The 26,665-nt window shown below is 35.2% G+C and carries 21 protein-coding genes; 18 read left to right on the forward strand and 3 right to left on the reverse strand.

Annotated features, from left to right (window positions below):
• Positions 1 to 218 precede the first annotated feature (218 nt).
• From AA089_RS09955 to AA089_RS09975, 5 genes are all read left to right on the forward strand, one after another.
• On the forward strand, positions 219 to 3,194 hold the full coding sequence (locus AA089_RS09955; protein ID WP_046756797.1) for a M16 family metallopeptidase: 2,976 nt from the start codon (positions 219 to 221) through the stop codon (positions 3,192 to 3,194).
• 218 nt (positions 3,195 to 3,412) lie between these two features.
• Positions 3,413 to 4,159: a 3-oxoacyl-[acyl-carrier-protein] reductase gene (gene fabG, locus AA089_RS09960; RefSeq protein ID WP_046756798.1), complete on the forward strand. Its 747-nt coding sequence runs from the start codon at positions 3,413 to 3,415 to the stop codon at positions 4,157 to 4,159.
• 20 nt (positions 4,160 to 4,179) lie between these two features.
• A complete protein-coding gene (locus tag AA089_RS09965) occupies positions 4,180 to 4,722 on the forward strand; it encodes a hypothetical protein (RefSeq protein ID WP_046756799.1) in 543 nt (180 codons plus the stop codon).
• A gap of 3 nt (positions 4,723 to 4,725) precedes the next feature.
• Positions 4,726 to 6,762, forward strand: coding sequence for a vWA domain-containing protein (locus AA089_RS09970; RefSeq protein WP_046756800.1), 2,037 nt, complete (start codon positions 4,726 to 4,728; stop codon positions 6,760 to 6,762).
• Positions 6,763 to 6,781: 19 nt separating this feature from the next.
• Positions 6,782 to 7,597: a prohibitin family protein gene (locus tag AA089_RS09975; protein ID WP_046756801.1), complete on the forward strand. Its 816-nt coding sequence runs from the start codon at positions 6,782 to 6,784 to the stop codon at positions 7,595 to 7,597.
• Between the two features lie 113 nt (positions 7,598 to 7,710).
• Here the strand turns inward: AA089_RS09975 and AA089_RS09980 are convergent, their stop codons facing one another.
• The gene (locus tag AA089_RS09980) at positions 7,711 to 8,274 is read right to left on the reverse strand and encodes a hypothetical protein (protein WP_046756802.1); all 564 of its coding nucleotides are present in this window, start codon (positions 8,272 to 8,274) and stop codon (positions 7,711 to 7,713) included.
• 4 nt (positions 8,275 to 8,278) lie between these two features.
• Positions 8,279 to 9,115, reverse strand: coding sequence for an OmpA family protein (locus AA089_RS09985; RefSeq protein ID WP_046756803.1), 837 nt, complete (start codon positions 9,113 to 9,115; stop codon positions 8,279 to 8,281).
• Positions 9,116 to 9,462: 347 nt separating this feature from the next.
• Between AA089_RS09985 and hisG the strand changes: the two genes are divergently transcribed.
• From hisG to AA089_RS10035, 10 genes are all read left to right on the forward strand, one after another.
• The gene (gene hisG, locus AA089_RS09990) at positions 9,463 to 10,320 is read left to right on the forward strand and encodes an ATP phosphoribosyltransferase (protein WP_046756826.1); all 858 of its coding nucleotides are present in this window, start codon (positions 9,463 to 9,465) and stop codon (positions 10,318 to 10,320) included.
• On the forward strand, positions 10,320 to 11,606 hold the full coding sequence (hisD, locus tag AA089_RS09995) for a histidinol dehydrogenase (protein WP_046756804.1): 1,287 nt from the start codon (positions 10,320 to 10,322) through the stop codon (positions 11,604 to 11,606). Before hisG ends, hisD begins: the two co-directional genes overlap by 1 nt.
• A 38-nt stretch (positions 11,607 to 11,644) precedes the next feature.
• Positions 11,645 to 12,721 (forward strand): histidinol-phosphate transaminase, encoded by a 1,077-nt coding sequence (gene hisC, locus AA089_RS10000; protein WP_241479993.1) that lies wholly within the window; start codon positions 11,645 to 11,647, stop codon positions 12,719 to 12,721.
• 158 nt (positions 12,722 to 12,879) lie between these two features.
• Positions 12,880 to 14,016, forward strand: coding sequence for a bifunctional histidinol-phosphatase/imidazoleglycerol-phosphate dehydratase HisB (hisB, locus tag AA089_RS10005; protein WP_046756806.1), 1,137 nt, complete (start codon positions 12,880 to 12,882; stop codon positions 14,014 to 14,016).
• A gap of 186 nt (positions 14,017 to 14,202) precedes the next feature.
• Positions 14,203 to 14,784 (forward strand): imidazole glycerol phosphate synthase subunit HisH, encoded by a 582-nt coding sequence (gene hisH / locus AA089_RS10010; protein ID WP_046756807.1) that lies wholly within the window; start codon positions 14,203 to 14,205, stop codon positions 14,782 to 14,784.
• Positions 14,785 to 15,072: 288 nt separating this feature from the next.
• Positions 15,073 to 15,828 (forward strand): 1-(5-phosphoribosyl)-5-[(5-phosphoribosylamino)methylideneamino]imidazole-4-carboxamide isomerase, encoded by a 756-nt coding sequence (hisA, locus tag AA089_RS10015; RefSeq protein ID WP_046756808.1) that lies wholly within the window; start codon positions 15,073 to 15,075, stop codon positions 15,826 to 15,828.
• 69 nt (positions 15,829 to 15,897) lie between these two features.
• Complete coding sequence (gene hisF / locus AA089_RS10020) at positions 15,898 to 16,653, forward strand: imidazole glycerol phosphate synthase subunit HisF (protein WP_046756809.1); 756 nt, start codon at positions 15,898 to 15,900, stop codon at positions 16,651 to 16,653.
• A gap of 287 nt (positions 16,654 to 16,940) precedes the next feature.
• On the forward strand, positions 16,941 to 17,540 hold the full coding sequence (gene hisIE, locus AA089_RS10025) for a bifunctional phosphoribosyl-AMP cyclohydrolase/phosphoribosyl-ATP diphosphatase HisIE (RefSeq protein ID WP_046756827.1): 600 nt from the start codon (positions 16,941 to 16,943) through the stop codon (positions 17,538 to 17,540).
• Between the two features lie 128 nt (positions 17,541 to 17,668).
• Positions 17,669 to 18,052 carry a hypothetical protein gene (locus AA089_RS10030; protein WP_046756810.1) on the forward strand — a complete coding sequence of 128 codons (384 nt, stop codon included), beginning with the start codon at positions 17,669 to 17,671 and terminating at the stop codon, positions 18,050 to 18,052.
• Between the two features lie 79 nt (positions 18,053 to 18,131).
• Entirely contained in the window at positions 18,132 to 18,917 is a 786-nt protein-coding gene (locus AA089_RS10035) for a tRNA pseudouridine synthase A (RefSeq protein ID WP_046756811.1), read from the forward strand.
• Between the two features lie 449 nt (positions 18,918 to 19,366).
• Here the strand turns inward: AA089_RS10035 and AA089_RS10040 are convergent, their stop codons facing one another.
• On the reverse strand, positions 19,367 to 20,674 hold the full coding sequence (locus AA089_RS10040; protein WP_046756828.1) for a DEAD/DEAH box helicase: 1,308 nt from the start codon (positions 20,672 to 20,674) through the stop codon (positions 19,367 to 19,369).
• 240 nt (positions 20,675 to 20,914) lie between these two features.
• Between AA089_RS10040 and AA089_RS10045 the strand changes: the two genes are divergently transcribed.
• The 3 genes from AA089_RS10045 to AA089_RS10055 are packed head-to-tail and all read left to right on the forward strand — an operon-like array spanning position 20,915 to position 26,665.
• Positions 20,915 to 23,581, forward strand: coding sequence for an FAD-binding protein (locus AA089_RS10045; RefSeq protein ID WP_053002321.1), 2,667 nt, complete (start codon positions 20,915 to 20,917; stop codon positions 23,579 to 23,581).
• Between the two features lie 14 nt (positions 23,582 to 23,595).
• The gene (locus AA089_RS10050; protein ID WP_046756812.1) at positions 23,596 to 25,569 is read left to right on the forward strand and encodes a LodA/GoxA family CTQ-dependent oxidase; all 1,974 of its coding nucleotides are present in this window, start codon (positions 23,596 to 23,598) and stop codon (positions 25,567 to 25,569) included.
• Positions 25,556 to 26,665, forward strand: a complete 1,110-nt coding sequence (locus tag AA089_RS10055; RefSeq protein ID WP_046756813.1) for an NAD(P)/FAD-dependent oxidoreductase — start codon at positions 25,556 to 25,558, stop codon at positions 26,663 to 26,665. Before AA089_RS10050 ends, AA089_RS10055 begins: the two co-directional genes overlap by 14 nt.

Raw genomic sequence — 26,665 nt, forward strand, 5'->3', positions numbered from 1 at the left:
ACAAACTTTAGAATAGTATTTTCTTTTCAAAAAATAAGTAAAAGATGGTTAAAAAAAATAGTTTCAAAAATTAACTCTGAATCTGTAACATATAGCCAAAAAATTAGACGTATTGTCCAATGAATTCATTAAATGTTAAAAAAAGATATAATATCATTCTATATATATAATAATGATACATTTAACGTTTAAACTACTATAAACTAATCTAAATTATAATGAAAAAAATTAATCTGTTACTGCTGATCGTGTCTACACTTGCGATTTTCAGTTGTAAACAAAAAGATGGCAGTTCTGATGCAAATGTCATCAAAGTAGAACAACAAAAAGACGCAAATGGACTCTCCTATGAAACGGTCACCAACGATCCAACAGGATTGCGTTTATATACTTTAGAAAATGGACTAAAAGTATACCTAAGTAAAAATAGTGAAGAACCAAAAATTCAAACCTACATTGCCGTAAGAGCAGGTTCAAACTATGATCCGAAAGAATCTACAGGATTAGCTCACTACTTAGAACACATGGTATTCAAAGGAACTGACGAAATTGGAACCATCGATTGGGAAAAAGAAAAAGAATACCTAAAACAAATTTCAGACTTGTACGAAGCGCACAAAGCGGAAACAGATCCTGAAAAAAAGAATGAACTGTACAAAAAAATTGATGAAGTATCACTAGAAGCTTCTAACTACAGTGTTGCAAATGAATATGATAAAATGACAAGTTCTTTAGGTGCCACAGGAACAAATGCATACACATCTTTTGAGCGAACAGTTTACACAAATAAAATACCAACAAACGAATTCAACAAATGGTTAAAGCTTGAAAATGAACGTTTCAGTCAATTAGTATTGCGTTTATTTCATACTGAATTAGAAGCTGTATTTGAAGAATTCAACAGAAGTCAAGACAATGACGGTTGGAAATCTTACTTTGCCACCTTAGATGGTTTATTTCCAAATCATCCTTACGGACAACAATCAACAATTGGAACGGCAGATCACTTAAAAAATCCATCCATGATTTCAATACATAACTATTTTGACAAATATTATGTACCAAATAACATGGCAATTATATTAGTGGGTGACTTTGAATTTGATGAAACGATCAAAAGTATAAACAATTCTTTTGGTAAAATGGAAAGAAAAGAAGTAACGCATCCAACATTACCAGAAGAAGCACCAATAACGTCGCCAGTAGTTAAAGAAGTGTTTGGACCAACGGCGGAAAACATTGAAATTTCTTTCCGTTCAGGTGGCGTAAAATCAGAAGATAAAAAAATGGTCACGCTAGCAGATATGATTCTTGCCAATGGAAATGCAGGACTAATCGACTTAAATCTAAATCAAAAACAAGTTGTACAATATGCAGGCTGTACGCCAAGATTCTTAATTGATTATGGCTACCATACCTTTACAGGATATCCTAAATCTGGACAAACACTTGATGAAGTAAAAAACTTATTATTAGAACAAATAGAAAAACTAAAAAAAGGAGAATTTGAAGATTGGATGCTAGAAGCAGTAATCAATGATCTAAAACTAACACAAACAAAACGATACGAAAGAAGCACAGCACTAGCAAACGCCTATGTAGATGCGTTTATAGAACAACAAGATTGGGCTGAGAAAATAAAATTTCTAGACGAACTAAAAACGGTTACAAAACAAGAATTAGTCGATTTTGCAAACAACTTCTACAAAGACAATTATGTAATCACATACAAGCGTAAAGGAGAAGACAATTCTATCGTAAAAGTTCAAAATCCAGGAATTACACCTGTAAATTTAAACAGAGGAAAAAACTCTAAATTCATTGAAGAATTTAATAAAATTGAACCAACGCCATTACAACCAAAATACGTTGATTTCAAATCGGCTATCAAAGAAACTCAACTAGACAACGGAATCAAGGTTTCTTACATTGAAAATGAACAAAACGATTTATTCGATATGAATATCATTTTTGATATGGGAAGCGACAACGACAAAAAACTTGATCTTGGAGTTGGCTACATGGAATACTTAGGAACAGACAAATATTCTGCGGAAGAATTAAAGAAAGAATTCTACAAACTTGGAATTAGTTACTATGTAAGTACTGGATCTGAAAAATCATATGTAGGTTTAAATGGTTTAAAAGAAAACTTGCCAGAAGGACTAGAATTATTATCGCATTTATGGAACAATGCTGTGCCAAACCAAGAAGCATATGACAAATATGTGGCTCAAATTGTAAAAGAGAGACAAGACAACAAATTGCGAAAAGGAAGCATATTACAAAGAGGCTTGATGAGTTATGCTAAATATGGTGAAAACTCACGTTTACGTAACATATACAGCCGATCTGAACTAGAAGGAATGAATCCGCAAGAGCTAGTTGACTTGGTAAAAGACCTTAAAAACTTTGATCAACGTATTTTCTATTACGGAAAAGACATTGATGCGGCTGTAGCAGCACTAAATAAAAATCATAAAGTAGCAGACGAACTAAAATCATATCCTGAAGCTACAAAATATACGGAGCTAGAAACTGGTGGAAATGTATACTTTGTAAACTATGATATGGTACAAGCAGAAATGTTATTCTTAGCGAAAGGAAGTCCTTTTTCTCCTGATAATATGGCGGCTTCACGATTATTTAATACCTATTTCGGATCTGGTTTATCTTCAATAGTATTCCAAGAAATTAGAGAATCTAAATCCTTAGCATACTCTGCATATTCATTCTATGCACAAGCAGCTGACAAAAATGATTCAAACTACGTAATGGCTTACATTGGAACACAAGCCAACAAAATGCCACAAGCAGTTGATGCCATGATGACACTCATGAACAACATGCCAGAAGCGGAAGAACAGTTCAATGCTGCTAAAGAATCAACACTAAAGCAACTTGCGGCACAACGTATCACAAAATCTAATATTTTCTGGACAAACGAACGACTTAAAAAACTAGGAATTGAAAATGATCACAGAGAAGCAATGTACAAAGCCATTGAGAAAATGACACTTGCAGACTTAAAAGCGTTCTTCGATCAAAACATTAAAGGCGAACAATACAACGTAATGGTTATTGGAAACAAAAAAGATGTTGATATGGACGCGCTGTCCAAACTTGGGAAAATTCAAGAAATGGACATCGATTACCTTTTCAATTATGAAAAAGCTAAAGAAATAAAACAATAAAAAACGAAAGCGCTTCCTACGAAGCGCTTTTTTTATACCAATAGCTTTCTATCTCGCACTAAAAAAATTATATTTGAAGTATCAACACAATACTGTTCTGTAATTACACTACAAACAGTAAAAAACAAATAACCAATTCAACACATATATGACCAAAAAAGTCATATAAACAATTGCAGAACAATTAATGCAATTGACAAAGACCTAAAAAGAAACACATGAAATTACTAGAAGGCAAAACAGCCATCATCACAGGTGCGAGTAGAGGAATAGGAAAAGGAATAGCACAAGTATTTGCAGCACATGGTGCTAATGTAGCATTTACATACAGCTCGTCAGTAGACGCAGCAAACGAATTAGAAAAAGAATTAAATGCATTAGGCGTAAAAGCAAAAGGATATCAAAGCAATGCAGCCGATTTTCAACAAGCACAAGACTTAGCTGCTGAAGTATTAAAAGAATTTGGTTCCATAGATGTCTTAATCAATAACGCAGGAATTACTAAAGACAACCTATTAATGCGTATCTCTGAAGAAGATTTCGATAAAGTCATTGAAGTCAATCTAAAATCTGTATTCAACATGACAAAAGCGGTACAACGTACGATGTTAAAACAGCGCAAAGGCTCTATCATCAACATGAGTTCTGTAGTTGGTGTAAAAGGGAATGCGGGACAAACAAATTATGCGGCTTCAAAAGCAGGAATCATCGGATTTTCTAAATCAGTTGCGTTAGAACTCGGTTCAAGAAATATTCGTAGCAACGTAATTGCACCAGGTTTCATAGAAACTGAAATGACTGGAAAATTAGCAGAAGATGTTGTCAAAAGTTGGCGAGAAGCAATTCCATTAAAAAGAGGTGGAACGCCTGAAGATGTAGCAAACGTATGTGTCTTTCTAGCAAGCGATATGTCTGCATACATTACTGGACAAGTATTAAATGTTGACGGTGGAATGTTGACCTAACCCAATAACAATAATCACATATGAAAAAAGCATTTTTAGTAATGACGGTACTTTTTCTGTCATTCAGTGCTGTAAATGCACAAGATTGGAAAACGTACAAATCTGAAGACCTAGCTTTCATTGCTACCTTTCCTCAAGAACCCAAACGAACAGTTCAAAAAGTAAGTACAGCTGTTGGCGAATTAGACATGCACATGATCATGCATGCTCCTGAATCTGGCGACGACAATGCGGTATATTCTGTAATTCGCTCAGACTATCCAGAAGAACAATTCGAAGATGCAGACGCTGACTACAACAGTAACGTATTAGATGGCGCTGTAGAAGGAGCTGTTAAAAATGTTCAAGGAAAATTAATATTTGATAAAAAAGTCAAATTCAACGGATATCCAGGAAGAAGCATCAAAATCCAAATGCAAGGCGGATTTATTTATATTAATGCGTATTTAGTTGAAAATACAATGTTTATTACGCAGGTTATTTGTTTAACAGCGAATGATAAAAATGCAAGTATTCAACGATTTTTAAACTCATTTGACATTTTAAAAATAAAACAAGACTAACGATTGCAAACTACAACGATAGTATATATCAGTATAGCAGTAGTAATTTCGGCGCTTGTGGCGCTATTTCATTACTACTACAAAACGAAAAAACGCACTAAAAAATTAGTGCTTTTTTCGTTTTTGAGATTCTTAAGTGTATTTTCATTACTACTCTTAATCATCAACCCAAAATTCAAACAAAAAAGTTATTACACGGAAAAACCAAACCTTAACATTGCCGTTGATAACTCTTCTTCAATAGCCGAACTAGGTTACAATACACAAGTACTAAACGTATTGAATGCATTACAAAATTCTAAGGAATTGCAAGGCAAATTTGATGTTGATACCTATACTTTCTCAAACGAATTAATTGAAAATGATTCAGTTACGTTTAATGGCAAACAAACCAACATCGGAAAAGCCTTAAAAGACCTAAACAATCTGTACAAAGATGCCATCGCGCCAACAATTCTAATAACAGACGGAAATCAAACCTATGGAAACGATTACCAATTTCTCTCTTCAAAAATAAAACAACCGATTTTTCCTGTCATTGCAGGAGATACCACAGCATATATTGATCTAAAAATAAATCAGCTTAACGCGAATAAATATGCGTACCTAAAAAATAAATTTCCAGTAGAAGTCATTGCAACGTACACAGGAAACGAAACGGTTCAAACCAATTTGATACTTTCTTCAAACGGAAAACGCTTGGCAAGTCAGGAAGTCACCTTTTCGCCAACGGAAAACTCTAAAGTGATCAATCTCAACATCGCGGCAACAAAAATTGGTGTACAAACTTTACGCGCTACGTTGACACCTTTAAACATTGAAAAAAACAAACAAAATAATGTACGCTACTTTGCGGTTGAAGTCATCGATCAAAAAGTAAAAATTGCACTCATATCAGATATCATTCATCCAGATTTAGGCGCGTTGAAAAAGAGTTTGGAAAGTAACGAACTGCGAAGTGTTGAAATTTTAAAACCCACGGAAGCTTCAAGCGAACTCAATGATTATCAATTGATTATTTTCTATCAACCGACGCGAAAATTTCAACAAGTATTCGAAACAAGCAAGCAATTACAAAAAAATACATTCACAATAACAGGAACACAAACAGATTGGAATTTCTTAAACGATATACAAACAAGTTTCAAAAAAGTAAGTATTCCTGAAACGGAAGAAGTCCAAGGACGACTGAACACAAATTATAACAACTTCTTAATTGAAAACATTGACTTTTCAGACTATCCACCTTTAGAAAACACTTTTGGAGATGTGGAATTCAACGTTGCAAATGAAGCAATTCTAATGCAAACCATTTCTGGCGTTTCTACAGATAGTCCATTACTGGCAACATACACCAACAATAACATTCGTGCGGCAATCTTAGCGGGAGAAAACATTTGGAAATGGCGCGCTCAAAGCTTCTTAGCACAAGAAAACTTCATTGAATTTGATACATTTCTGGGGAAACTCATACAATATCTGGCATCAAACAAAAAACGAGAACGCTTAACGCTTGGATACGAATCTTTCTACTACGGAAATCGAGAAATTCAAATCACAGCGCAATACTTCAATCCTTCCTATGAATTTGATTCAAATGCTAATCTGACAGCAATCATCAAAAATAAAGACACTGAAATAACAACGACGTATCCAATGCTGTTAAATGCTGGTTTTTACACGGTTGATCTCAATAGTTTGCCACCTGGAACATACGATTTTACAGTTAGAGCAGAAGGGAAGAACATACGCAAATCGGGCAGTTTCAAAATCTTAGAATTCGACATTGAAAAACAATTCTTAAACGCGGACACACAACGTTTGCAAGCTATTGCCGAAAAATCGAATGGTAAAACGTTTCATGTAAATGACAATTCGGAACAGCTAATTTTAGCATTAATTAACGATTCACGCTTCAAAACCATAGAGAAAAGTAACGAAAAGGTCGTATCTTTGATAGATTGGAAATACTTATTGGCTTTCATCGTAATTTGCCTTGCCTTAGAGTGGTTTTCAAGAAAATATTACGGACTCATTTAACAAAAAAACAATAAAGAACATGGATAAAGTACCTAAAATTGGAATACCATTGCTAATACTAGCAATTGCTATTATTGTATTAATTGCGAAATCGGCAATTACAATCAACTCTGGTGAAGCAGGAGTATTATACAAAACATTTGACGGCGGAGTTGTAACAGATGAGCCACCACTAGGAGAAGGATTTCAAATCATAGCACCTTGGAATAAAGTACACATCTATGAAGTAAGACAGCAAGAGCTTTTCGAAAAAATGAAAGTATTATCATCTAATGGATTAGAAATCCAAATTGATGCTTCTGCTTGGTATAAGCCAGTTCCTGATCAATTAGGAAATCTGCACCAAACACTCGGACAAGATTATTTAGATCGTGTAATAAAACCAGCGATTCGTAGTGCCGCACGTAGTGTTGTAGGACGTTATACACCAGAACAACTATATTCTAGTAAACGTGATGCCATTCAGGATGAAATATTTACAGAAACAAAGAAAATTTTAGAAAATCAATACGTATTTCTAGAAAGAGTATTAGTAAGAGATGTTACATTGCCAGTTCCGATCAAAGAAGCTATTGAACGTAAACTAAAACAAGAGCAAGAATCATTAGAATATGAATTCAAATTAGTAACAGCTCAAAAACAAGCAGAAGAACGTATCATCCAAGCACAAGGTAAAGCAGATGCAAACAAAATATTAAGCGCATCACTTACAGATAAAATTCTACAAGACAAAGGAATTGAAGCAACCATAAAACTTTCAGAATCGTCAAACAGTAAAGTTATTGTAATTGGCTCTGGAGATAGTGGATTACCAATCATTCTTGGAGATCAATAATAAAATACACATAAAATTGAAAAAGGGAAACAATTACGTTTCCCTTTTTTTATGCTGTAAATATATATGTAGTAATCAAAAAACCATTTCTTCCAACAATCCAACAATCCAAATTACCCTTTCGAGCTCAATCGTTTGCTAAAATCAGTATCGCCACCTTTTTTCAAAACGGCTGCTTGACCTTTCCAGTCGTCACGTTCAATACGTCCTGGGAAAAAAGAAATCAACTCTGTAACGGTTTGCATATCCTCAGGTGTAAATTTGCTAATTTGATCAAAAGTAAAAATTCCAATCAGATTCAATTTCTCCTCAATAAATGGTCCAACACCTTTAATACGTTTCAAATCGTCTTTCTGTGAAGCATCAGCGACACCAAAACTATCAAAATTTAATGGAGAATTTTCAGTATCAATAACGCCTGAATTACCTGAATCTACTGCTTTTCCAGAACGTTCTCTAGTCTTTCGTGCACGAACACCTTCAGATGGTGCATAATTCGTATTAATAATCTCAGCCTTTTTCGATTCACACTCTTCAAGTAGCTTTTTGTACTTGCGTTTCGTGCTGCGTTTTGAAAAGATCCAACCAATCAAAAAACATCCAAATCCTAGTAAGAATACGACAAAATATTCCCAACTAGAAACAGGTGCAAGGTTTTGTAAAAATAAAAGTGTCATATACTTAATTCGTTATGTTAATTTCAATTCGTCTATTCAATCGTTGTCCTTCCAAAGTCGAATTTGGAGCTATTGGGGCAGTTTCTCCTTTTGAAGAAATCGTTAATTTAGAAGCGTCAATATCTTGCGAAATAAAATAGTCCATCACACTTTTTGCGCGTTCCTTTCCAAACCATAAATTAGCTGCTGCATCGCCGTTACTATCTGTATGTCCAATAATTTCAACCTTTTTCGTAGGATGTTTTTCCAAATAACTTTTCAATTCAAGTGCGTATGCATTCAAGGTATTATCTGGTTTAAATGTTTTTGAACCAAATCCAGCATACAAAATCTTAGAGGAAATTCCTTTATCAATAGCTTGCATGCGCTCTTTGGACATTTTTTGAAACTCATATGCAAATCCTTTCAAATTGACGTCTTCATCAGAAAATGTCAAATCTGTTTGTTTAGTTTGAAACACAACGCGATCGGTATTTACACCAAAATCTGCCAATGCATTCTTTACAGATTCACTACGTGAAAGTGCAATTGTTCCGTTTTCAGCTCTACTAAAAAAAGAAGTAATCACTAATTCTTCATCTTGATTTGCATTCAAGCGATCATAAAATGATTGTAACGGATTTAAAGTGCTGTCTATAATCGATACGTTTGCAACGTTTTTTTCTATAGAAAAAGGTAAAAAAGTAAGTGGTTTTTCTACAGGTTTTGGAGGTATTGCTTTTGGCTCTTCAATAACAACCGTAGTGTCTTCACACAAATTCTTTACCTTACATTCATAATACTGAAAACCAAAGTAAAGCCATGTGCAAAACAAGACAAAAGCAATAAAAAAATGTTTCATAGAGTGGGCTAGCTATTAACGTTTCTAAAAATAGGAATTCATTTTTGATATCACAATCTAAAAAATTAAAAATCAATAAAATCATATCATATTTTCGATAAACTGCATAAAACATTCGAAAAAAATATTTCAAAAATAGTTGGAAGCAATAAAAATTATTAATTACATTTGCATCAAATAACTAAAAAATGACTTTTACACAATTACATCATCATCATTTCCATACTTGCCATCAAGCGAGCTGAGAATGTATTGAAGTAATTCAAAAAATATATTTAAAACCCGTTTGAGTACATCAAGCGGGTTTTTTAATGCCCAATTTTTGTATTCAAGCACAAAAAAACAAAATGAAGAAGTTAAAAATTGCTATTCAAAAATCGGGACGACTCAATGAAGATTCGCTCAAAATTTTAAAAGACTGCGGAATTTCTATCGATAATGGAAAAGATCAACTCAAAGCTGCCGCACGAAACTTTCCACTAGAAGTTTTCTATCTTAGAAATGGAGACATTCCTCAATATTTACGCGATGGCGTTGTAGATATTGCCATCATTGGAGAAAATGTACTCATCGAAAAAGGAAACAACATTACCGTTGCCGAAAAACTTGGATTCTCCAAATGTAAAGTCTCACTCGCCATTCCAAAAAACGAAACTTACACTTCGGTAAAAGACTTTGAAGGGAAACGCATTGCGACTTCCTATCCAGAAACGGTAAAAGCATATTTAAAAGAAAAAGGCGTAACAGCAGATTTGCACATTATCAATGGTTCTGTAGAAATTGCGCCAAATATCGGATTGGCAGACGCCATTTGCGATATCGTTTCTAGTGGAAGCACATTATTCAAAAATAATCTCAAAGAAGTAGAAGTAATGCTAAAAAGTGAAGCTGTCTTGGCAGTTTCTCCAAAAATTGAAGCAGCAGAAAAGCAAATACTTCAAAAACTACAATTCCGAATCCAGTCGGTATTAACAGCGCGTTCCTCAAAATACATATTGCTCAATGCGCCAAACGATAAAATTGATGCCATCAGCAAAATATTACCAGTCTTAAAAAGTCCAACAATACTACCATTGGCGCAAGAAGGCTGGAGTTCATTACACTCTGTAATCAAAAAAGAAGACTTCTGGGATGTTATTGACGAACTCAAACGAAATGGTGCAGAAGGAATTTTAGTATGTCCAATCGAAAAAATGGTCCTCTAATGAACAAAATATTCAATCCAAAACCATCCACTTGGGCAACCATCTTAGAACGTCCAACGCAAACTGTCGACGATATCGAAGCGACGGTTTCTCAAATCTTTTCGGAAGTACAAAAAAACGGCGATCAAGCCATCAAAAAATATACATCGTTTTTCGACAATGTAAACTTAGATAATCTGGTTGTCAGTCAAGCTGAAATTGACGCTGCAAGCCTTGAAGTTTCTGCTGAATTGAAAAATGCAATTGCCGTCGCGAAAGCAAATATTACCAAATTTCATGAAGCACAACAAACTCCAAAAGTTGAACTAGAAACGACAGAAGGTGTTCGATGCTGGCAAGAAAAAAGAGCCATCCAAAAAGTCGGATTGTACATTCCTGGTGGAACTGCGCCATTATTTTCAACCATTTTAATGTTGGCAGTTCCTGCAAAAATTGCTGGTTGTAACGAAATTATCTTGTGCACGCCACCAAGCAAAGAAGGCAATGTAAATCCAGCAATACTGTACACGGCACAATTGTGTGGAATTACCAAAATATACAAAGTTGGAGGAATTCAAGCCATTGCAGGAATGACGTTTGGTACAGAAACCATCGCGAAAGTGTACAAAATATTTGGACCTGGAAACCAATTTGTAACTGTCGCAAAACAATTGGCAACCAAATACGGAGTTGCTATCGACATGCCTGCCGGACCAAGTGAATTATTGGTAGTCGCAGACGAATCGGCCAATGCAGACTTTGTAGCTTCCGACTTACTAAGTCAAGCTGAACACGGAACGGACAGTCAAGTAGTATTGGTGACTACATCCGAGAACTTTCTCACGGAAGTGGAAAACGCCATCGCAACACAATTAGCAGCATTACCGAGAAAAGAAATTGCTACAAAAGCAATAGAAAACTCAAAACTAATCTATGTTGAAAATGATGAAATCGCACTAGATTTAATCAACGAATACGGTCCTGAACACTTTATTATCTGTGTAAATGATGAAAACTTCTACACAAACGGAATTCAAAACGCAGGTTCTGTCTTTGTTGGAAATTACACGCCCGAAAGTGCTGGCGATTATGCATCTGGAACCAATCACACCTTGCCAACAAACGGATATGCAAAAGCCTATTCGGGAGTAAATTTGGCAAGTTTTCAAAAAAGTGTCACGTTTCAAAAAATATCAAAACAAGGAATTCAAAACATTGGAAACGCTATTGAACTCATGGCAGAAGCCGAAGGTTTACAAGCGCACAAAAACGCAGTTACACTCAGATTAGAAGAACTAAAAAAGTAAAACTGTCATTCCTGCGTGTCACATCGAGCGCAGTCGAGATGCATTCGAAACAACAAAGTAACAATCAAATGGTCAACATAGAAAATCTCATCAGAGAAAACATAAAATCACTCAAACCATATTCATCTGCTAGAGACGAATACAAAGCTTCGGGAAGCGATATGGTATTTTTAGACGCTAACGAAAACCCGTATGAAAATGGTGTCAATCGTTATCCAGATCCAAAACAAAAAGACGTTAAAATTGCGCTTGGAAATGTAAAAAATTGCAATCCAGAAAACATTGTTTTAGGGAATGGAAGTGATGAAATTCTCGATTTGATTTTCAGAGCGTTTTGTGAGCCAAAAGAAGACAATATCATCATATTGCCACCAACCTACGGAATGTACAAAGTGTTGGCAGGCATCAACAATATAGACATCAAAGAAGTATTGTTGACAACATCATTTCAACCCAAAGCTGAGGAAATACTGAACGTAGCAGATGAAAACAGTAAAATCTTGTTTTTATGTTCGCCAAACAATCCAACAGGAAATAGTTTTGACAACGCAACGGTTGAAAAATTACTCAAAGAATTTAAAGGAATTATAGTGATAGACGAAGCATATATAGACTTTTCTGGTCATGAAAGTTGGTTGAATCGACTGGAAGAATTTCCAAATCTTATTGTCACACAAACGCTGTCAAAAGCGTATGGAATGGCTGGTATAAGACTAGGAATCTGTTATGCTTCGCTCACTATTGTTGACATTTTAAATAGAATAAAACCGCCATATAACGTAAATTTGCTCACACAAGCACACGCTTTAAAACGGATATTAGCTCAAGAAACGGTAGAACTTGAAATTGCAAAACTCAAACAAAACAAAATACAACTTGAAAATGCGTTAAAAGAAGTAAATTTTATAAAAAAAATATATCCTTCTGACGCAAATTTTATACTCGTAAAAGTAGATGACGCAAATTTACGATACGAGCAACTCATACAAAAAGGCATTGTAATTCGAAACCGAACGACACAACCTTTATGTGAAAATTGTTTACGATTTACGGTTGGGACTGCCATTGAAAATCAAAGATTAATCGAGGAGTTAATTGCTATTAATGTATCATGAATGTCATTCCTGCGAAAGCAGGAATTCAAAAAATAAAGAATAGAATGCTGAAACAAGTTCAGTATAAAAACACACAAAATACGTCATACTGAACTTGATTCAGTATCACATAAAAAACTAAAAATAGATTCCTGTCTTCGCAGGAATAACAAAACATTATGAAAAGAAAAGTACTATTCATAGATCGTGATGGAACGATCATCAAAGAACCAGCAGACGAACAAATAGACAGTTTTGAAAAACTAGAATTCTACCCGAAAGCGTTGTCTGCATTGCGAAAAATTGCAAAAGAACTTGATTTTGAGTTGGTTATGATTACCAATCAAGATGGTTTGGGAACAGACGTATATCCTGAAAATACATTTTGGCCAGTGCATAACTTTATCTTGCAAACGCTTGAAGGCGAAGAAATTGTTTTTGATAAAATTGTCATTGATAGAACATTTGCAAAAGATAACGCACCGACACGTAAACCAAACACAGGTTTGCTAACGGAATATTTCTCGGAAACATACGACTTGAAAAATTCATTCGTAATTGGCGATCGTTTAACAGACATTGAATTGGCAAAAAATCTAGGTTCAAAAGGAATCTATATCAATGATGAAACGTTTTTAGGAACAGATGAAATTACGGTAAAACGTTCAGATTTAGATGAATATATAGGTTTAGAATCGAACGATTGGGATGAAATTTACGCGTTTCTAAAAGCAAAAGAACGTACAGCTTCGTTGACACGTAATACGAACGAAACGAAAATTCAAATCGATTTGAATTTAGACGGAACAGGAAAATCAAACATAGAAACAGGAATTGCGTTCTTCGATCACATGTTAGACCAAATTGCACGTCACGGGCAATTAGATTTAGACATTACGGTAAAAGGCGATTTAGAAGTTGACGAACATCACACGATTGAAGATACAGCAATTGCCTTAGGCGAAGTATTCGCGGAAGCGTTAGGAAACAAATTGGGCATAGAACGTTACGGTTTCTGTTTACCAATGGACGATTGTTTAGCACAAGTAGCCATTGACTTCGGCGGAAGAAACTGGTTGGTTTGGGAAGCAGATTTTAAACGTGAAATGATTGGAAAAATGCCAACGGAAATGTTTTATCACTTCTTCAAATCGTTTACAGACGGAGCAAAAGCAAACCTAAACATCAAAGCAGAAGGAACAAATGAACATCACAAAATTGAAGCTATTTTCAAATCATTTGCAAAAGCCATCAAAGCTGCTGTAAAACGCGATGTGGAAAAAATGATATTGCCATCAACCAAAGGAATGCTCTAGGAAATTATAAATGTAGAATACTAAATTTTAAATGTAAAAGTGGACTCTGAAACGAATACATGTCAAGATTTAGAAACGTCATTTCGAGTGATTTTCGCAGAAAATTGTATCGAGAAGTACTCGGAAACTATAAATGTTGAATAAAAACAACCTAACAGCCAAAACCCAATACCCAAAAGCTAATAAATGAAAACAGTCATCATAAATTACGGCGCAGGAAACATTCAAAGCATCAAATTTGCATTGCAACGATTGGGCGTGGAAGCAGTTTTGAGTAACAATGTGGAGGAAATTCGAAATGCCGACAAAGTCATCTTTCCAGGTGTAGGCGAGGCGAGTAGTGCCATGAAGAAACTTCGTGAAAGCAAACTTGATCGCGTAATTCCAACACTTACGCAACCAGTTTTAGGAATCTGTTTAGGAATGCAACTCATGTGCAATGCTTCAGAAGAAGGAAATACAAAAGGTTTGGGAATATTTGACACAGATGTCGTTCGTTTTTCAGAGAATGTAAAAGTGCCACAAATTGGTTGGAATACAATTCAAAATCTAGAAAGTCCTTTGTTTAATGACGTTCGAGAAAATGAATACATGTATTTAGTGCACAGTTATTACGCTGAAAAATCAAGTGAAATGATCGCAGAAAGTGAATATGACATCAAATATGCATCTGCTTTACAAAAAAATAACTTTTACGGAGTACAATTTCATCCTGAAAAAAGTAGCAAAGCTGGAAGTAAAATTCTTGAGAACTTTTTGAAACTGTAATGCGACAATTTAATTAAAAAAGATACTTTTTAAGAGCCAAGAGCCAAGAGCCAAGAGCCAAGAGCCAAGAGCCAAGAGCCAAGAGCCAAGAGCCAAGAGCCAAGAGCCAAGAGCCAAGACCCAAGAATGTTGAAATTATAAATGTTGAATGCTAAATTTTAAATGTAAAAAAGTAAATTTCAACTAAACAACTAAACAACTAAACAACTAAACAACTAAACAACTAAACAACAAAGCGAGTAAAACGAGCAATCTAAAATCTCAATACTAAAACCTCAATACGATATAATGAGAATAATTCCCGCAATAGATATCATCGATGGAAAATGTGTCCGATTATCCAAAGGCGATTACAACACAAAAAAAATATACAACGAAAGTCCTTTAGAAGTGGCTAAACAATTTGAAGATGCTGGAATTCAGTATTTACATATGGTAGATTTGGATGGCGCAAAAGCAAAACACATTGTCAACTATAAAGTGCTAGAGCAAATGGCTACGCAAACAAATTTACAAATTGATTTTGGTGGCGGATTAAAAACGGATGAAGACTTACACGTAGCTTTTGAAAGTGGTGCCAAACAAATTACGGGCGGAAGTATTGCTGTAAAAAATCCAGAAACATTCACAAAATGGATTCAAAAATACGGAAGTCAGAAAATCATTTTGGGCGCAGATGCAATGGATGAAAAAATCGCCATCAGCGGTTGGCAAGAAGAAAGTACGGAAGAATTGATTCCGTTTATTCAAAAATATCAGCAAAAAGGAATTCAATACGTTATTTGTACAGACATTGCTAAAGACGGCATGTTAGAAGGTCCATCGTTTGATTTATATGAAAAAATCTTAAAAAACTGTACGCAAAATGTCACATCGAGCGCTGTCGAGATGCAATCAAACTCAATAAAACTCATCGCTTCAGGCGGAATCTCAACTTTTGATGAATTGCCAAAACTAAAAGAATTAGGTTGTGAAGGTGTCATTATCGGAAAAGCTATTTACGAAAACAGAATCTCACTCAAGCAACTTGAAACCTTACTATAATATGTTTGTCATTTCTGCGTAGGCAGGAATTCACAATCATTCAATCATTGAATTTTTAAATCAAATAAAATGCTCACAAAAAGAATCATTCCGTGTTTAGATATCAAAAACGGACGCACGGTAAAAGGTGTCAACTTTGTCAATCTTCGTGATGCTGGCGATCCTGTAGAATTGGCGAAAATATACGCTGATGAAGGTGCTGACGAACTTGTTTTTTTGGACATTTCGGCAACAGAGGAACGCAGAAAAACATTGCAAAAGTTGGTTTTAGATGTAGCTTCACAGGTTGACATTCCATTTACAGTTGGTGGCGGAATTTCAGCAGTAGCAGATGTAGATCGTTTATTAAAAGCGGGCGCAGACAAGGTTTCTATCAATTCGGCCGCCGTAAAACGTCCTGAACTCATCAACGAATTGGCGTCAAAATTTGGAAATCAATGTATTGTTGTTGCTATTGATGCAAAACAAATTGATGGCGAATGGATTGTACATTTAGTTGGTGGAAAAATGCCAACGGACATCAAACTATTCGATTGGGCAAAAGAAGTGGAACAACGTGGCGCGGGAGAAATTTTATTTACATCGATGGACAATGATGGAACAAAAGACGGATTTGCCAATGAAGCGTTGGCGAAACTATCAGAAATCGTCAACATTCCAATAATAGCTTCTGGTGGCGCAGGAAATATGCAACACTTTACGGATACTTTCGTAGCTGGAAAAGCTGATGCAGCATTGGCAGCAAGCGTATTTCATTTCAAAGAAATTGGCATTCCTGAACTCAAACAAAACCTAAAAGAAAACGGAATCAATGTGAGGTTATAAATGCTAAATGTTAATTATAAATGTTGAATTTTAAATGTGAAAGATTAGTTTCAACTAAACATAGAACATAGAACATAGAACATAGAACATAGAACATAGAACATAGAACATAGAACATAGAACATAGAACATAGAACATAGAACAAAGATTAACGAATGTTGAAATTATAAATGTAAAATGCTAAATGTTGAATGTTGAATGTTGAATGTAAAAAAATTATTTTCAACTAAACAACTAAACAACTAAACAACTAGCAATCTCAATGCTAAAATCTCAATACTTGAAAATGAACATCAATTTCAATAAAAATAACGACGGATTAGTGCCTGTCATCATTCAAGACAACGAAACAAAAAATGTGTTAATGTTGGGTTATATGAATGAAGAAGCACATGCTAAAACATTGGAAACAAATAAAGTAACCTTTTTTAGCAGAACAAAACAGCGTTTGTGGACAAAAGGCGAAGAAAGTGGAAATTTTCTTAATGTCGTAAGTATTCAAAATGATTGTGATGAAGACACTTTACTCATCAAAGTAACTCCTGTTGGTCCTACATGTCACAAAGGTTCAGACACTTGTTGGAATGAAGAAAACACAACTTCTTTTGGCTTTTTAGACAAACTTGAAGAAACAATTCAAAACCGCAAAGAAAACAAAGAAGATGAAAAAAGTTATGTCGCTTCACTATTCCGAAAAGGCATCAATAAAATTGCACAAAAAGTAGGCGAGGAAGCGGTCGAAGTAGTCATTGAAGCCAAAGATGATAATGATAATTTATTTTTAGACGAAAGTGCAGATTTACTATTTCATTACCTAATTTTATTGCAAGCAAAAGGCTACAAACTCAATGATATTGTAAATGTTTTGAAATCTCGTGAGAAATAGTGAATTGGAAATGTTGCATGTTAAATGTTGAATTTCAATTTCTCATAACTCAAAACAAGCAAACTCACAGCAAAATTACGCGTTTTGTAAATTTTAGCCTATTATTGCAAAGTATTCAATAGAAAACCATGTTCGAACAACTATTTTACAAAGCAATTCTTAGCTACAAAGCGCAATCGAAAAAAAGAAAGCATACCAAAATTGTTTCGTTGGCAACAGCGTACATTTCCTTCTTAGAATTGAGCATTCTATGTGTGTTAAGTATTGTATTAGTCAGAGCGACGAACAGTAGTTTTTTTCTATTTTATGAAGCGTACACACTCATATTTTATATAGCGTTAGCAGGATTTGTGCTATACATATTTAATTCCATGTATTTCAATGGAAAACGCTTACTACAAATCAAAAATAGAGCCATCAAAGACAAAGTCACAGCTACTGAAATCTGGAAACTTTGGGCAATTCCTTTGGTCATAGTTGGTTTAGGCTTCATATTACTAAAAGCAACTTAAAAATTAGCTTTGAAATATTTGTAGTTCAAATTAACAAATTCACAACTCAACAAATCCACGAATCCACAAACCAACAATATTGAAACGCAAACGTTATTATTACCTGATTACCTTACAATACTTAGGATTTCGCTATCACGGTTGGCAAAAACAACCTGATGTGAATACGGTTCAGCGCATGACAGAACGAACGTTGGCATATGTATTTGGTCATAAAAACTTCAAGCTGTTGGCTTCGGGACGTACAGATGCGAAAGTTTCAGCCAATGAAATCGCTATTGAATTATTTTTGGATAATGAAACACTCAATATTCCTGAGTTTTTACCGCTTTTCAATACCAACTTACCACAAGACATTCGAGCTTTGGCAATTACGGAAACTGATGAGAAATTCAACATCATTCAGCATCCTAAAGTAAAAGAATACATCTATTTATTTGCTTATGGAGAAAAATACCATCCGTTTGCAGCACCATATATGACAAACATTTTGGGCGATTTAGATGTTGAACTCATGAAAGGAGGAGCAAAGCTCTTCGAAGGAAATCATTACTTAAAAACGTATTGTTACAAACCTACGGAACATACGGTTTTAGAAGGCGAAATTGAATTGTGTGAAATTGTTGAAAATGACGTCTTCACGGCAAATTTCTTTCCAGAGAAAAGTTATGTGCTACGTGTACAAGGCGCAGGATTCAAACGTCATCAAATTCGAATGATGATGGGAACGCTAATTCTTTTAGGCAAACATGAACTCGATTTAGATTTCATCAAACAATCACTTTTACCAAACTCTACATTAGAAGTCAACTACATTGCGCCAGCTTCAGGTCTTATGTTGAATAAAATGACGTTTAAAGAATAAAACTTCTTTCCAATTTCTCTCAAAAACATAAAAAAGCGAACCGAAGTTCGCTTAAGGTATATTACTTTAAGAATTGACCATGTGCTAAGTTTTTAAAGACTTAATTTTTTCTTTTTCATAATGGTAAAGTTCTAAAGTTAATGTGTATCAAATAAATGAAAGAATACCAAAAGAAAAGTTAAATCCGATAAACGTTTACTCTTAAAGTTGTTGAATAAAAGTTAATCAAGTATGTTTAAATAATTGATTTATAGTATTTTACATTCTAATTAAAAAATAATTCAATCAAACGAAATAGTTGTGAATTTATAACAAAAATACGTCAAATGTATCCGAATTGTCAGTTCGAGCGCAGTCGAGAACAACACCTAAAAGCCAAAGCTCTAACACCCAAAACCTAAAAACCCAAGACCCAAGATCAAAATCCCCAAAACCCAAGACCAAAACCCCTAATTCCTCCGTCTTCGAGCATTCGAACTTTTACGCTTGCTATTTTTACTACTTGAATTAGAATCTGAACTATTTCTATTTTTTTGACTTCCGCCAGAAGTGTCTCTTTGCGAAGAATTTGATTTCTTTCGAGAGCGTTGTGGACGTTCCTGTTTTGGTGGCGGCGTATAATTTGGATCTGCCTCAAAACCTTCAACTTCTTCCGAAGAAAGTTTTTCGCCTAATAACTTTTCAATACCTCGAACATACTCGTATTCTTCCGCAGAAACCAACGAAATTGCTTCTCCACTTGCGCCAGCTCTACCTGTACGACCAATTCTGTGGACATAATCTTCAGGAACATTTGGCAACTCATAATTAATCACATACGGTAACAACGGAATATCCAAACCACGCGCTGCAATATCTGTAGCCACTAAAATTCTGATGGTTCCTTTCTTAAAACCATCCAATGCTTTGGTACGTGCATTCTGTGTTTTATTTCCATGAATTGCCGCAGCACTAATATTTTTTGCAATCAACTTCTTTGTCAATCGGTTCGCGCCATGTTTTGTTCGTGTAAACACTAAAACTTGACTCCAATTACCTTCTGAAATCATTTTAATCAACAATTCGGTTTTACGCGGTTTATCAACCTTATAAACTGTTTGATTTACTTTTTCAGCGGTTGTATTCTCTGGAGTTGCTTCCACAGAAACAGGATTGTTCAAAATATTTTGAGCTAACTTTTTAATATCTTTTGAAAATGTTGCCGAAAACAACAAATTCTGTCTGCGTTTTGGAACGAGCTCAATTACACGTTTAATATCGCGTAAAAAGCCCATATCGAGCATTCTATCAGCTTCATCGAGCACTAACATTTCCACTTTAGCCAATGACAATGCATTCTGACTTTGCAAATCGAGCAATCTTCCAGGTGTTGCAACCAAAATATCGACACCATTTCGCAAGGTTGCTATTTGTGGTTTTGCATTTACACCACCAAAAATAACGGTAGATCTAATATCTAAAAACGTACTGTATTCTTTTACGTTTGCGTATACCTGAGCTGCCAATTCGCGTGTAGGCGTTAAAATCAACGCTCTAATTGGTCTTCTACGTAAAGGTGGTTGTTGTGATAACAATTGCAACATTGGCAAGGTAAAACCTGCTGTTTTTCCAGTTCCTGTTTGTGCAGATGCTAACACATCTTTACGTTCTAAAACTAATGGAATTGCTTTTGCTTGAATGGGAGAAGGCGTTGTATAGCCTTTTTTACTGATAGCACGTAATAATGCATCAGATAATCCTAATGACTTGAATGACATAAAAATTGTTTGTGAAATGACAATCTCTATGTAAAACCTCATTTCTGGTTAAGTCCGCAATGTACAACCATTTTTTAGATAACAACTACAATTAACAGTTTAGTATTTACAATCATCAGAAATGGCTAACAAAGCACAAAATTATGGTATATCAAAAATCACGTACTATCACGTATTGCTTATCTTACAAAATCCTATTAATTTACGAGCTTTAAAATCAACAAATACCCAAAACCTTCTATGAATCATTCCTATAATTTCTCAGGACAAGACTATCAAACAGACAATCAATTAAATACAAATGACTTTCAAAATTCTGATTTTACACTACAATGTTGGATAAAAACCGAAAAAAATGGCGAAATTCTCTCCAAATACACGAATCAATCCTCATTTTCATTACACATAAATCCTCAAGGAAACATTGAATTTACCGTATTTGAAAAAGAACATGCACAAAAAATTACAGCTACAAATATTTCGGTACTTGATAATGAATGGTATCATATAACAGCCGTAAAAACGGATCGATTTTTATATCTATATATAAATGATTTTGATCTAAATATTGAAAGTAGCACGAATGACTTATACAACAAACAAATTCAAGATACTTTCAAAATTGGAGAATTTTTCACTGGAAATATCAGTCAAGTAGCCGTATGGAATAAAGCGTTGCTTGCACATGAAATAACGGCTATTGCTACAAATGAGGAAATTTCAGATAGTGAAGGACTGATTACCATTGTCGATTTCACAGATAAATTATTAGATACTGTGTTGCCCGATAACTTAGGTTTATCAGTCACAATAAAGATTAGAAATACTTCATTTGAGACGCTTCACTTAAAAAATCCAGAAAATTATCCAAAACACATTCCAACAAAAATTCCTGTACATGAAGAAACAACTATATGTCTAACAAACGGACTACTTTCTGTTATCAACCGTGAATTTTGTTATGAAAATAAAAGCGGAAGCACGACAATTAAAGTCATTAAAAATCTAAACAGATTTAATACTGTACTTACAGCAATCTCTGAAAAAGACCTTGTTGACGATTTATCCATCAAGGAAAACGTAGCATTAACAACGAAAGCCGAACTAGTAATTGGAGAAAATAATGTTGTTGTAAACATGCGAAATGTATATAATTTCCTCAACGGATTGCGTGGTTATCTCAACTGTGACCAAATTCAAACACCAGAAGGAAATCTAATCGATCAAATAGCATACAACAAAGCAAGTCAGGTGTTCAATCGAAGATTTCAGTTAAAACCTTTTGCAATTATTTTTTGTGAATCTACAGAAGATGTGCAACGTGTATACAAAGATGCAATTGCGAATAACTTACCAATCAGAGTTCGATCTGGCGGACACGATCATGAAGCAGAATGCTCAGGAACAGATGTTATTTTATTAGACATGACACGAATCAATCATGTACATGTAAGTCATGATAAAAAATATGCTCGCATCGGACCTGGAATTCGTTTCAAAGACTTAACGCCACAACTTGCTTTCAACGATGTCATGATTCCGCACGGAACCTGCGCAACTGTTGGTGTCGCAGGATTTACCTTTGGTGGCGGTTGGGGACCTTGGACGCGTAAACACGGAATGAATTGTGAAGGATTAGTAGGCGCAACTGTTGTGTTAGGAAATGGAGAAATAGTACAAATTTATGCAGAAGATAGCGATAAAAAAGACCTGCTTTGGGCATTAAAAGGCGGTGGCGGAATGAGTTACGGAATAGTAACCGAATTGGAGCTAAAAGTATTCCGATTGCCTAAAAAACTCATCAAATTTGAACTCGAATGGAATCCGTATGCAGATCATGATCCTTGCGTACTAAGAGGAAACAAACGCACAAAAGAAGTATTACAAGCTTGGGAAAATGTAATAATGAACAAGGTGCAAAAATCTCCAGAAGATAAATTTACAAACGATCAGCTGATAGGAACAAATCTTAAAGTTTCTGGTAAACATTTACAGGGAAATTTAGAAGATTTTAATCCTGAAGAAGAAATTCACAACTGTATTATGTACGGATATTGGGACGGTTCTGAAGAAAGTTTAATTCCTTTTGTAAAAACATCCTATAAAAATGTACTGCCAGAAGAATTACGTGTCATTGGTAAAGGCGGACAGCGTTTAGACTATGCAGATGATGGTTTAATGAGCGAATGGGATCGAATGTCTTACAGCGCAATTAGCAGAAGTATCCGTTTTGATGAAGTTGATACAATAGCAGAAAATGATACAAATACAAACGCAGAAACCTATGATAGAATCTACAAAATAGGAGAGAATTTTGCTAAAAATAGTGAAATGGACACCGTTTCAAATCAATTTGAACTTTCATCCACAAAAAAACCATTACCACCAGACCTTGATGCGCCAGCACCACACAAAATAACGTCACGTTTGGCTGCAAAAAACGGATTAGGAAGCAAAGGTGCTGATCAACTTATAACTTCTTTAACATCAAAATTGATTTTAGACGACAATCGTAAATATGGTTTATTTACGTATATTACTTTGGGCGCTATTGCTGGAGAATTCTATGATAATATGTCAGAAGAAGCAAAGAAAAGAAGTGCTTTTCCTTACAAAAACAACGCATATACCATTCAATATCAAACATGGTGGAATACGGAATTGCTTCAAAAAGAGCAGGAGCAAGACAATGTAGTTTACAACAGAACTAACCGAGCTTTAGACTGGATGCAAGTATGTCGCGACTTTACCATAGAAAATTCTGGAGGCGCATTTATCAGTTTCAAGGATGCATCAATCCCGACAAAAACGTACTTTGGAGAGAATTATGAAGATTTAATTCAAATTAAAAAGGACTATTCCAAAGATCCATTAAATCATTTCAGAACTAGAAAAACCATTATATAAATTAACCCAAAACCATGAATACAAAAGAAATTAGCAGTGTTGCAATTTATCCGCCAATCGGAATTGCACGTATTGGAAACTCAAAAAAATACTTTTTTGCTCCTGACATTCCAGGTGTAGAACTCGCTCCAAAAGGCGGTTATAAAGACAAAAAAGGACGTGTAAAAAAACAAGTTGCACGGTTTAGAATCTATGCTTTTGACAAAAACGGAAAAGTGTTAGGCGAAATCACAGAAACGAAAGACAGCAATATTCATTGGCGTTTGCAAGTTGCCAATGTAAAATCGGCTTGGTATATGTTTAACAATGCTTTGGATTTATCTGGCGCTGGAATTCCGTCTAAATATCGTAATTCAGATGTGTCCGATAGAGATCAATTGGCTATTTTGCCTAGTCCAGTAGCAATCACAGGAAAAAATACCAAAGGAAAAAAATATGATTTCGATGATGGAAAATTCTTTGGTAAAAAAGTAAAACTTGGTCATGTAGAAACTGATGAAGAAGGACGATTGTTATTTTTTGGTGGCGATGGCGATTCGGCTTCAAAAGATAATGAACCTGCAATTACATTTGCAAACAACGAAGGTTGGCATGATGATACGTGCGATGGAGTAATACGCGCAACAGTAAACATTGATGGAAAAGAGTTTCAGGCAGAACCGGCAAATGTAGCCGTAACGCCGCCAAATTTCGGACCTGGATTGTACGGAGTTGTTACCATGAATGATGTCGTACAAGATCTATTTATTCGTGAAATGAATTATCCTGATCCTGCGGCAAAAGGAGTTGTGTTTTATGAACATATTTATCCAATGTTAGCACGCATGACGGACACACAATGGGTAAACTCAGGATTCTTTATGTTATTTGGGAAAAATTCTCCGTCAGACTTTTCAAATCCTGCATTTGTAAAGCAACTTTCTGATCCTTCAGATGCAAGTAAGACGTTACGTGAACGTGTATTTGAATGGTTTAGAAATCCAGATGCCAACGAATATGCGCCTGATAAAGTGCCACCATTTTATGGAGATGGTTTTGGAGAATATGAAGAAATTGCCATTGTAGACTTACCAATTACACGAACACAATATGGACGTTTGAAAAAATGGGCAAAAGGAGAATTTACGACAGGAAAACCTCAAAAATATGTGCCTTTTGAACAATTATCGCCAGCAGAACAAATCAATGCGCTAAATCAGGCACCAATGGAAGAATGTTTGGGCGGACCATTTCACCCAGGAATTGAATTGACTTGGCCAATGCGCGTGAAAGAAATGTGGAAAAAACCGTATCGTTTAAATGTCGTAGACGAAGGCGAACCAACCGATTTAGATTTTGGTCCTTTATTATCGCCAGCGATCGTTCTTGGAAAAGTAAAACTTCAAGACAAAGATGGTAACGAAAAGTTAGGACCATTACAACAAAGCGGTCCAGGTTCGTTAACACGTTGGCTAGGAGTTCCTTGGCAAACGGATGAAGCAAGTTGTTTATCAGGTTATGATGTTACAACATACTTGCCATTGCCTTCATTTTGGGCGGCACGTGTACCAAATCAGGTATTAAGTGAAGACAGTTACCAACGTAGTATTGAAGCTGGAAAACTAAACATTGCACAGCGTTTAAAGCATTTTGATTACCGTCAAGATTGGTTGCGCGATTTAGGAACGGTGTATCAAAGTAAAATAAATCATATGATTGCTGAATGGCATGAACTTGGAATTATAGCAAAAACGGAAACTAAAGCTGCAAACAACAAAGAAGGATTTTTGCCAGATACCGTTTGGAAAGAAACTGGACGAAAATTTGGCGAACATGATCCAACTTTTGCCCAAGTGGTTCGCGCTGAAACTATTTCGGACGATTTAGCTCCAAAAGCTAAAAAAGCAGGATTGTTGGCAACAGAAAACATATTAGACGAAACAACAGCGGCTTCCCATTCAGAAAGTAGTAATAGAAAACGTAGAAGACTTTCTCGTGGCGAACGATAAACAAACATGTCAAGTACTTATAATCGGTGGCGGTCCAGCAGGAATCGCCACCGCTATAACGTTGCACGCTAGAGGAATTCGTTGTTGCGTTGTAGAAGCACATGCATCTCCTGTTCGGAAATCTGGAGAAGCCATTCCACCAAATGCAAAGCCTTTGCTAAAACAACTTGGGATAGAAACCTTGGTACAACATGAAAAGCACAAAGTATATTATGGAAACAAAAGTTGTTGGGGAAGCAATCAGTTGGAACAAAAAGAATTCATTTCCGATCGTTTGGGACATGGTTTTTTGTTAGATCGATTGTACTTTGAAACACAATTGCAAGCACTGTATCAAGCTACAAACCAAGATTTTTATAAAGGTTTTAAGTTAAAAAAAGTAGTTTCAGATAATGACAAAATCGTAGCAACTATTGAAAACGATTCAGAAACTATAACCTTGCAAAGTCAATTTATCATTGATGCTTCTGGTAGAAAAGCTTCCGTTTGCAGACATTTAGACGTACAAAAAGAAAATTTAGATTCACAATTTGCCATTACGTTCAACACAAAACTTTCAGGTAAAATTCCGCATGAAATTAGTGTGGAAGCTACTGAAAATGGTTGGTGGTATGTAGCACCCTTTGCTAAAAATGAAGTCACTATGATGTTTTTTACACTCAAAGTGTTACTTCCCGCTAAGGAAAACATGGAAACATTTCTGCAAAATGAATTACAACAGACCGTTCATCTTTCTAAAACAATTCAAAATATAAAAATTGATACTGTAAAAATTATGCCTGCTGGCACAAGTTGTTTGCAAATTCCTTATGGAAAAAATTGGTTAGCTGTTGGCGATGCTGCCTATTCTTTTGATCCGATATCTTCATACGGAATCACATCTGCGTTGGCTTCAGGATTTTATGGCGGTCATGCTGTAGCTGATTATTTAAACGGAAAAGATGAAGCGTTAAATGTATATCGATATGTGGTGGAAAATGCATTTCAAGCCTATTTGCATAAACTGATCGCACATTATGAATTGGAAAAACGATGGGAGGAAAGCTATTATTGGACACATCGTTTGGCAGTATTTCCCTCTGAAACTGCTTTGTAA

Origin of the sequence: Kordia jejudonensis, from assembly GCF_001005315.1 — a bacterium.
GTDB lineage: Bacteria > Bacteroidota > Bacteroidia > Flavobacteriales > Flavobacteriaceae > Kordia > Kordia jejudonensis.

What these genes read in the sequence shown, in the direction of transcription:
- AA089_RS09955 (WP_046756797.1), top strand. Translation starts at nt 219, where the DNA reads ATGAAAAAAATTAATCTGTTACTGCTGATCGTGTCTACACTTGCGATT.
- fabG (WP_046756798.1), top strand. Translation starts at nt 3,413, where the DNA reads ATGAAATTACTAGAAGGCAAAACAGCCATCATCACAGGTGCGAGTAGA.
- AA089_RS09965 (WP_046756799.1), top strand. Translation starts at nt 4,180, where the DNA reads ATGAAAAAAGCATTTTTAGTAATGACGGTACTTTTTCTGTCATTCAGT.
- AA089_RS09975 (WP_046756801.1), top strand. Translation starts at nt 6,782, where the DNA reads ATGGATAAAGTACCTAAAATTGGAATACCATTGCTAATACTAGCAATT.
- AA089_RS09980 (WP_046756802.1), bottom strand. Translation starts at nt 8,274, where the DNA reads ATGACACTTTTATTTTTACAAAACCTTGCACCTGTTTCTAGTTGGGAA.
- AA089_RS09985 (WP_046756803.1), bottom strand. Translation starts at nt 9,115, where the DNA reads ATGAAACATTTTTTTATTGCTTTTGTCTTGTTTTGCACATGGCTTTAC.
- hisG (WP_046756826.1), top strand. Translation starts at nt 9,463, where the DNA reads ATGAAGAAGTTAAAAATTGCTATTCAAAAATCGGGACGACTCAATGAA.
- hisD (WP_046756804.1), top strand. Translation starts at nt 10,320, where the DNA reads ATGAACAAAATATTCAATCCAAAACCATCCACTTGGGCAACCATCTTA.
- hisC (WP_241479993.1), top strand. Translation starts at nt 11,645, where the DNA reads ATGCATTCGAAACAACAAAGTAACAATCAAATGGTCAACATAGAAAAT.
- hisB (WP_046756806.1), top strand. Translation starts at nt 12,880, where the DNA reads ATGAAAAGAAAAGTACTATTCATAGATCGTGATGGAACGATCATCAAA.
- hisH (WP_046756807.1), top strand. Translation starts at nt 14,203, where the DNA reads ATGAAAACAGTCATCATAAATTACGGCGCAGGAAACATTCAAAGCATC.
- hisA (WP_046756808.1), top strand. Translation starts at nt 15,073, where the DNA reads ATGAGAATAATTCCCGCAATAGATATCATCGATGGAAAATGTGTCCGA.
- hisF (WP_046756809.1), top strand. Translation starts at nt 15,898, where the DNA reads ATGCTCACAAAAAGAATCATTCCGTGTTTAGATATCAAAAACGGACGC.
- hisIE (WP_046756827.1), top strand. Translation starts at nt 16,941, where the DNA reads ATGAACATCAATTTCAATAAAAATAACGACGGATTAGTGCCTGTCATC.
- AA089_RS10030 (WP_046756810.1), top strand. Translation starts at nt 17,669, where the DNA reads ATGTTCGAACAACTATTTTACAAAGCAATTCTTAGCTACAAAGCGCAA.
- AA089_RS10040 (WP_046756828.1), bottom strand. Translation starts at nt 20,674, where the DNA reads ATGTCATTCAAGTCATTAGGATTATCTGATGCATTATTACGTGCTATC.
- AA089_RS10045 (WP_053002321.1), top strand. Translation starts at nt 20,915, where the DNA reads ATGAATCATTCCTATAATTTCTCAGGACAAGACTATCAAACAGACAAT.
- AA089_RS10050 (WP_046756812.1), top strand. Translation starts at nt 23,596, where the DNA reads ATGAATACAAAAGAAATTAGCAGTGTTGCAATTTATCCGCCAATCGGA.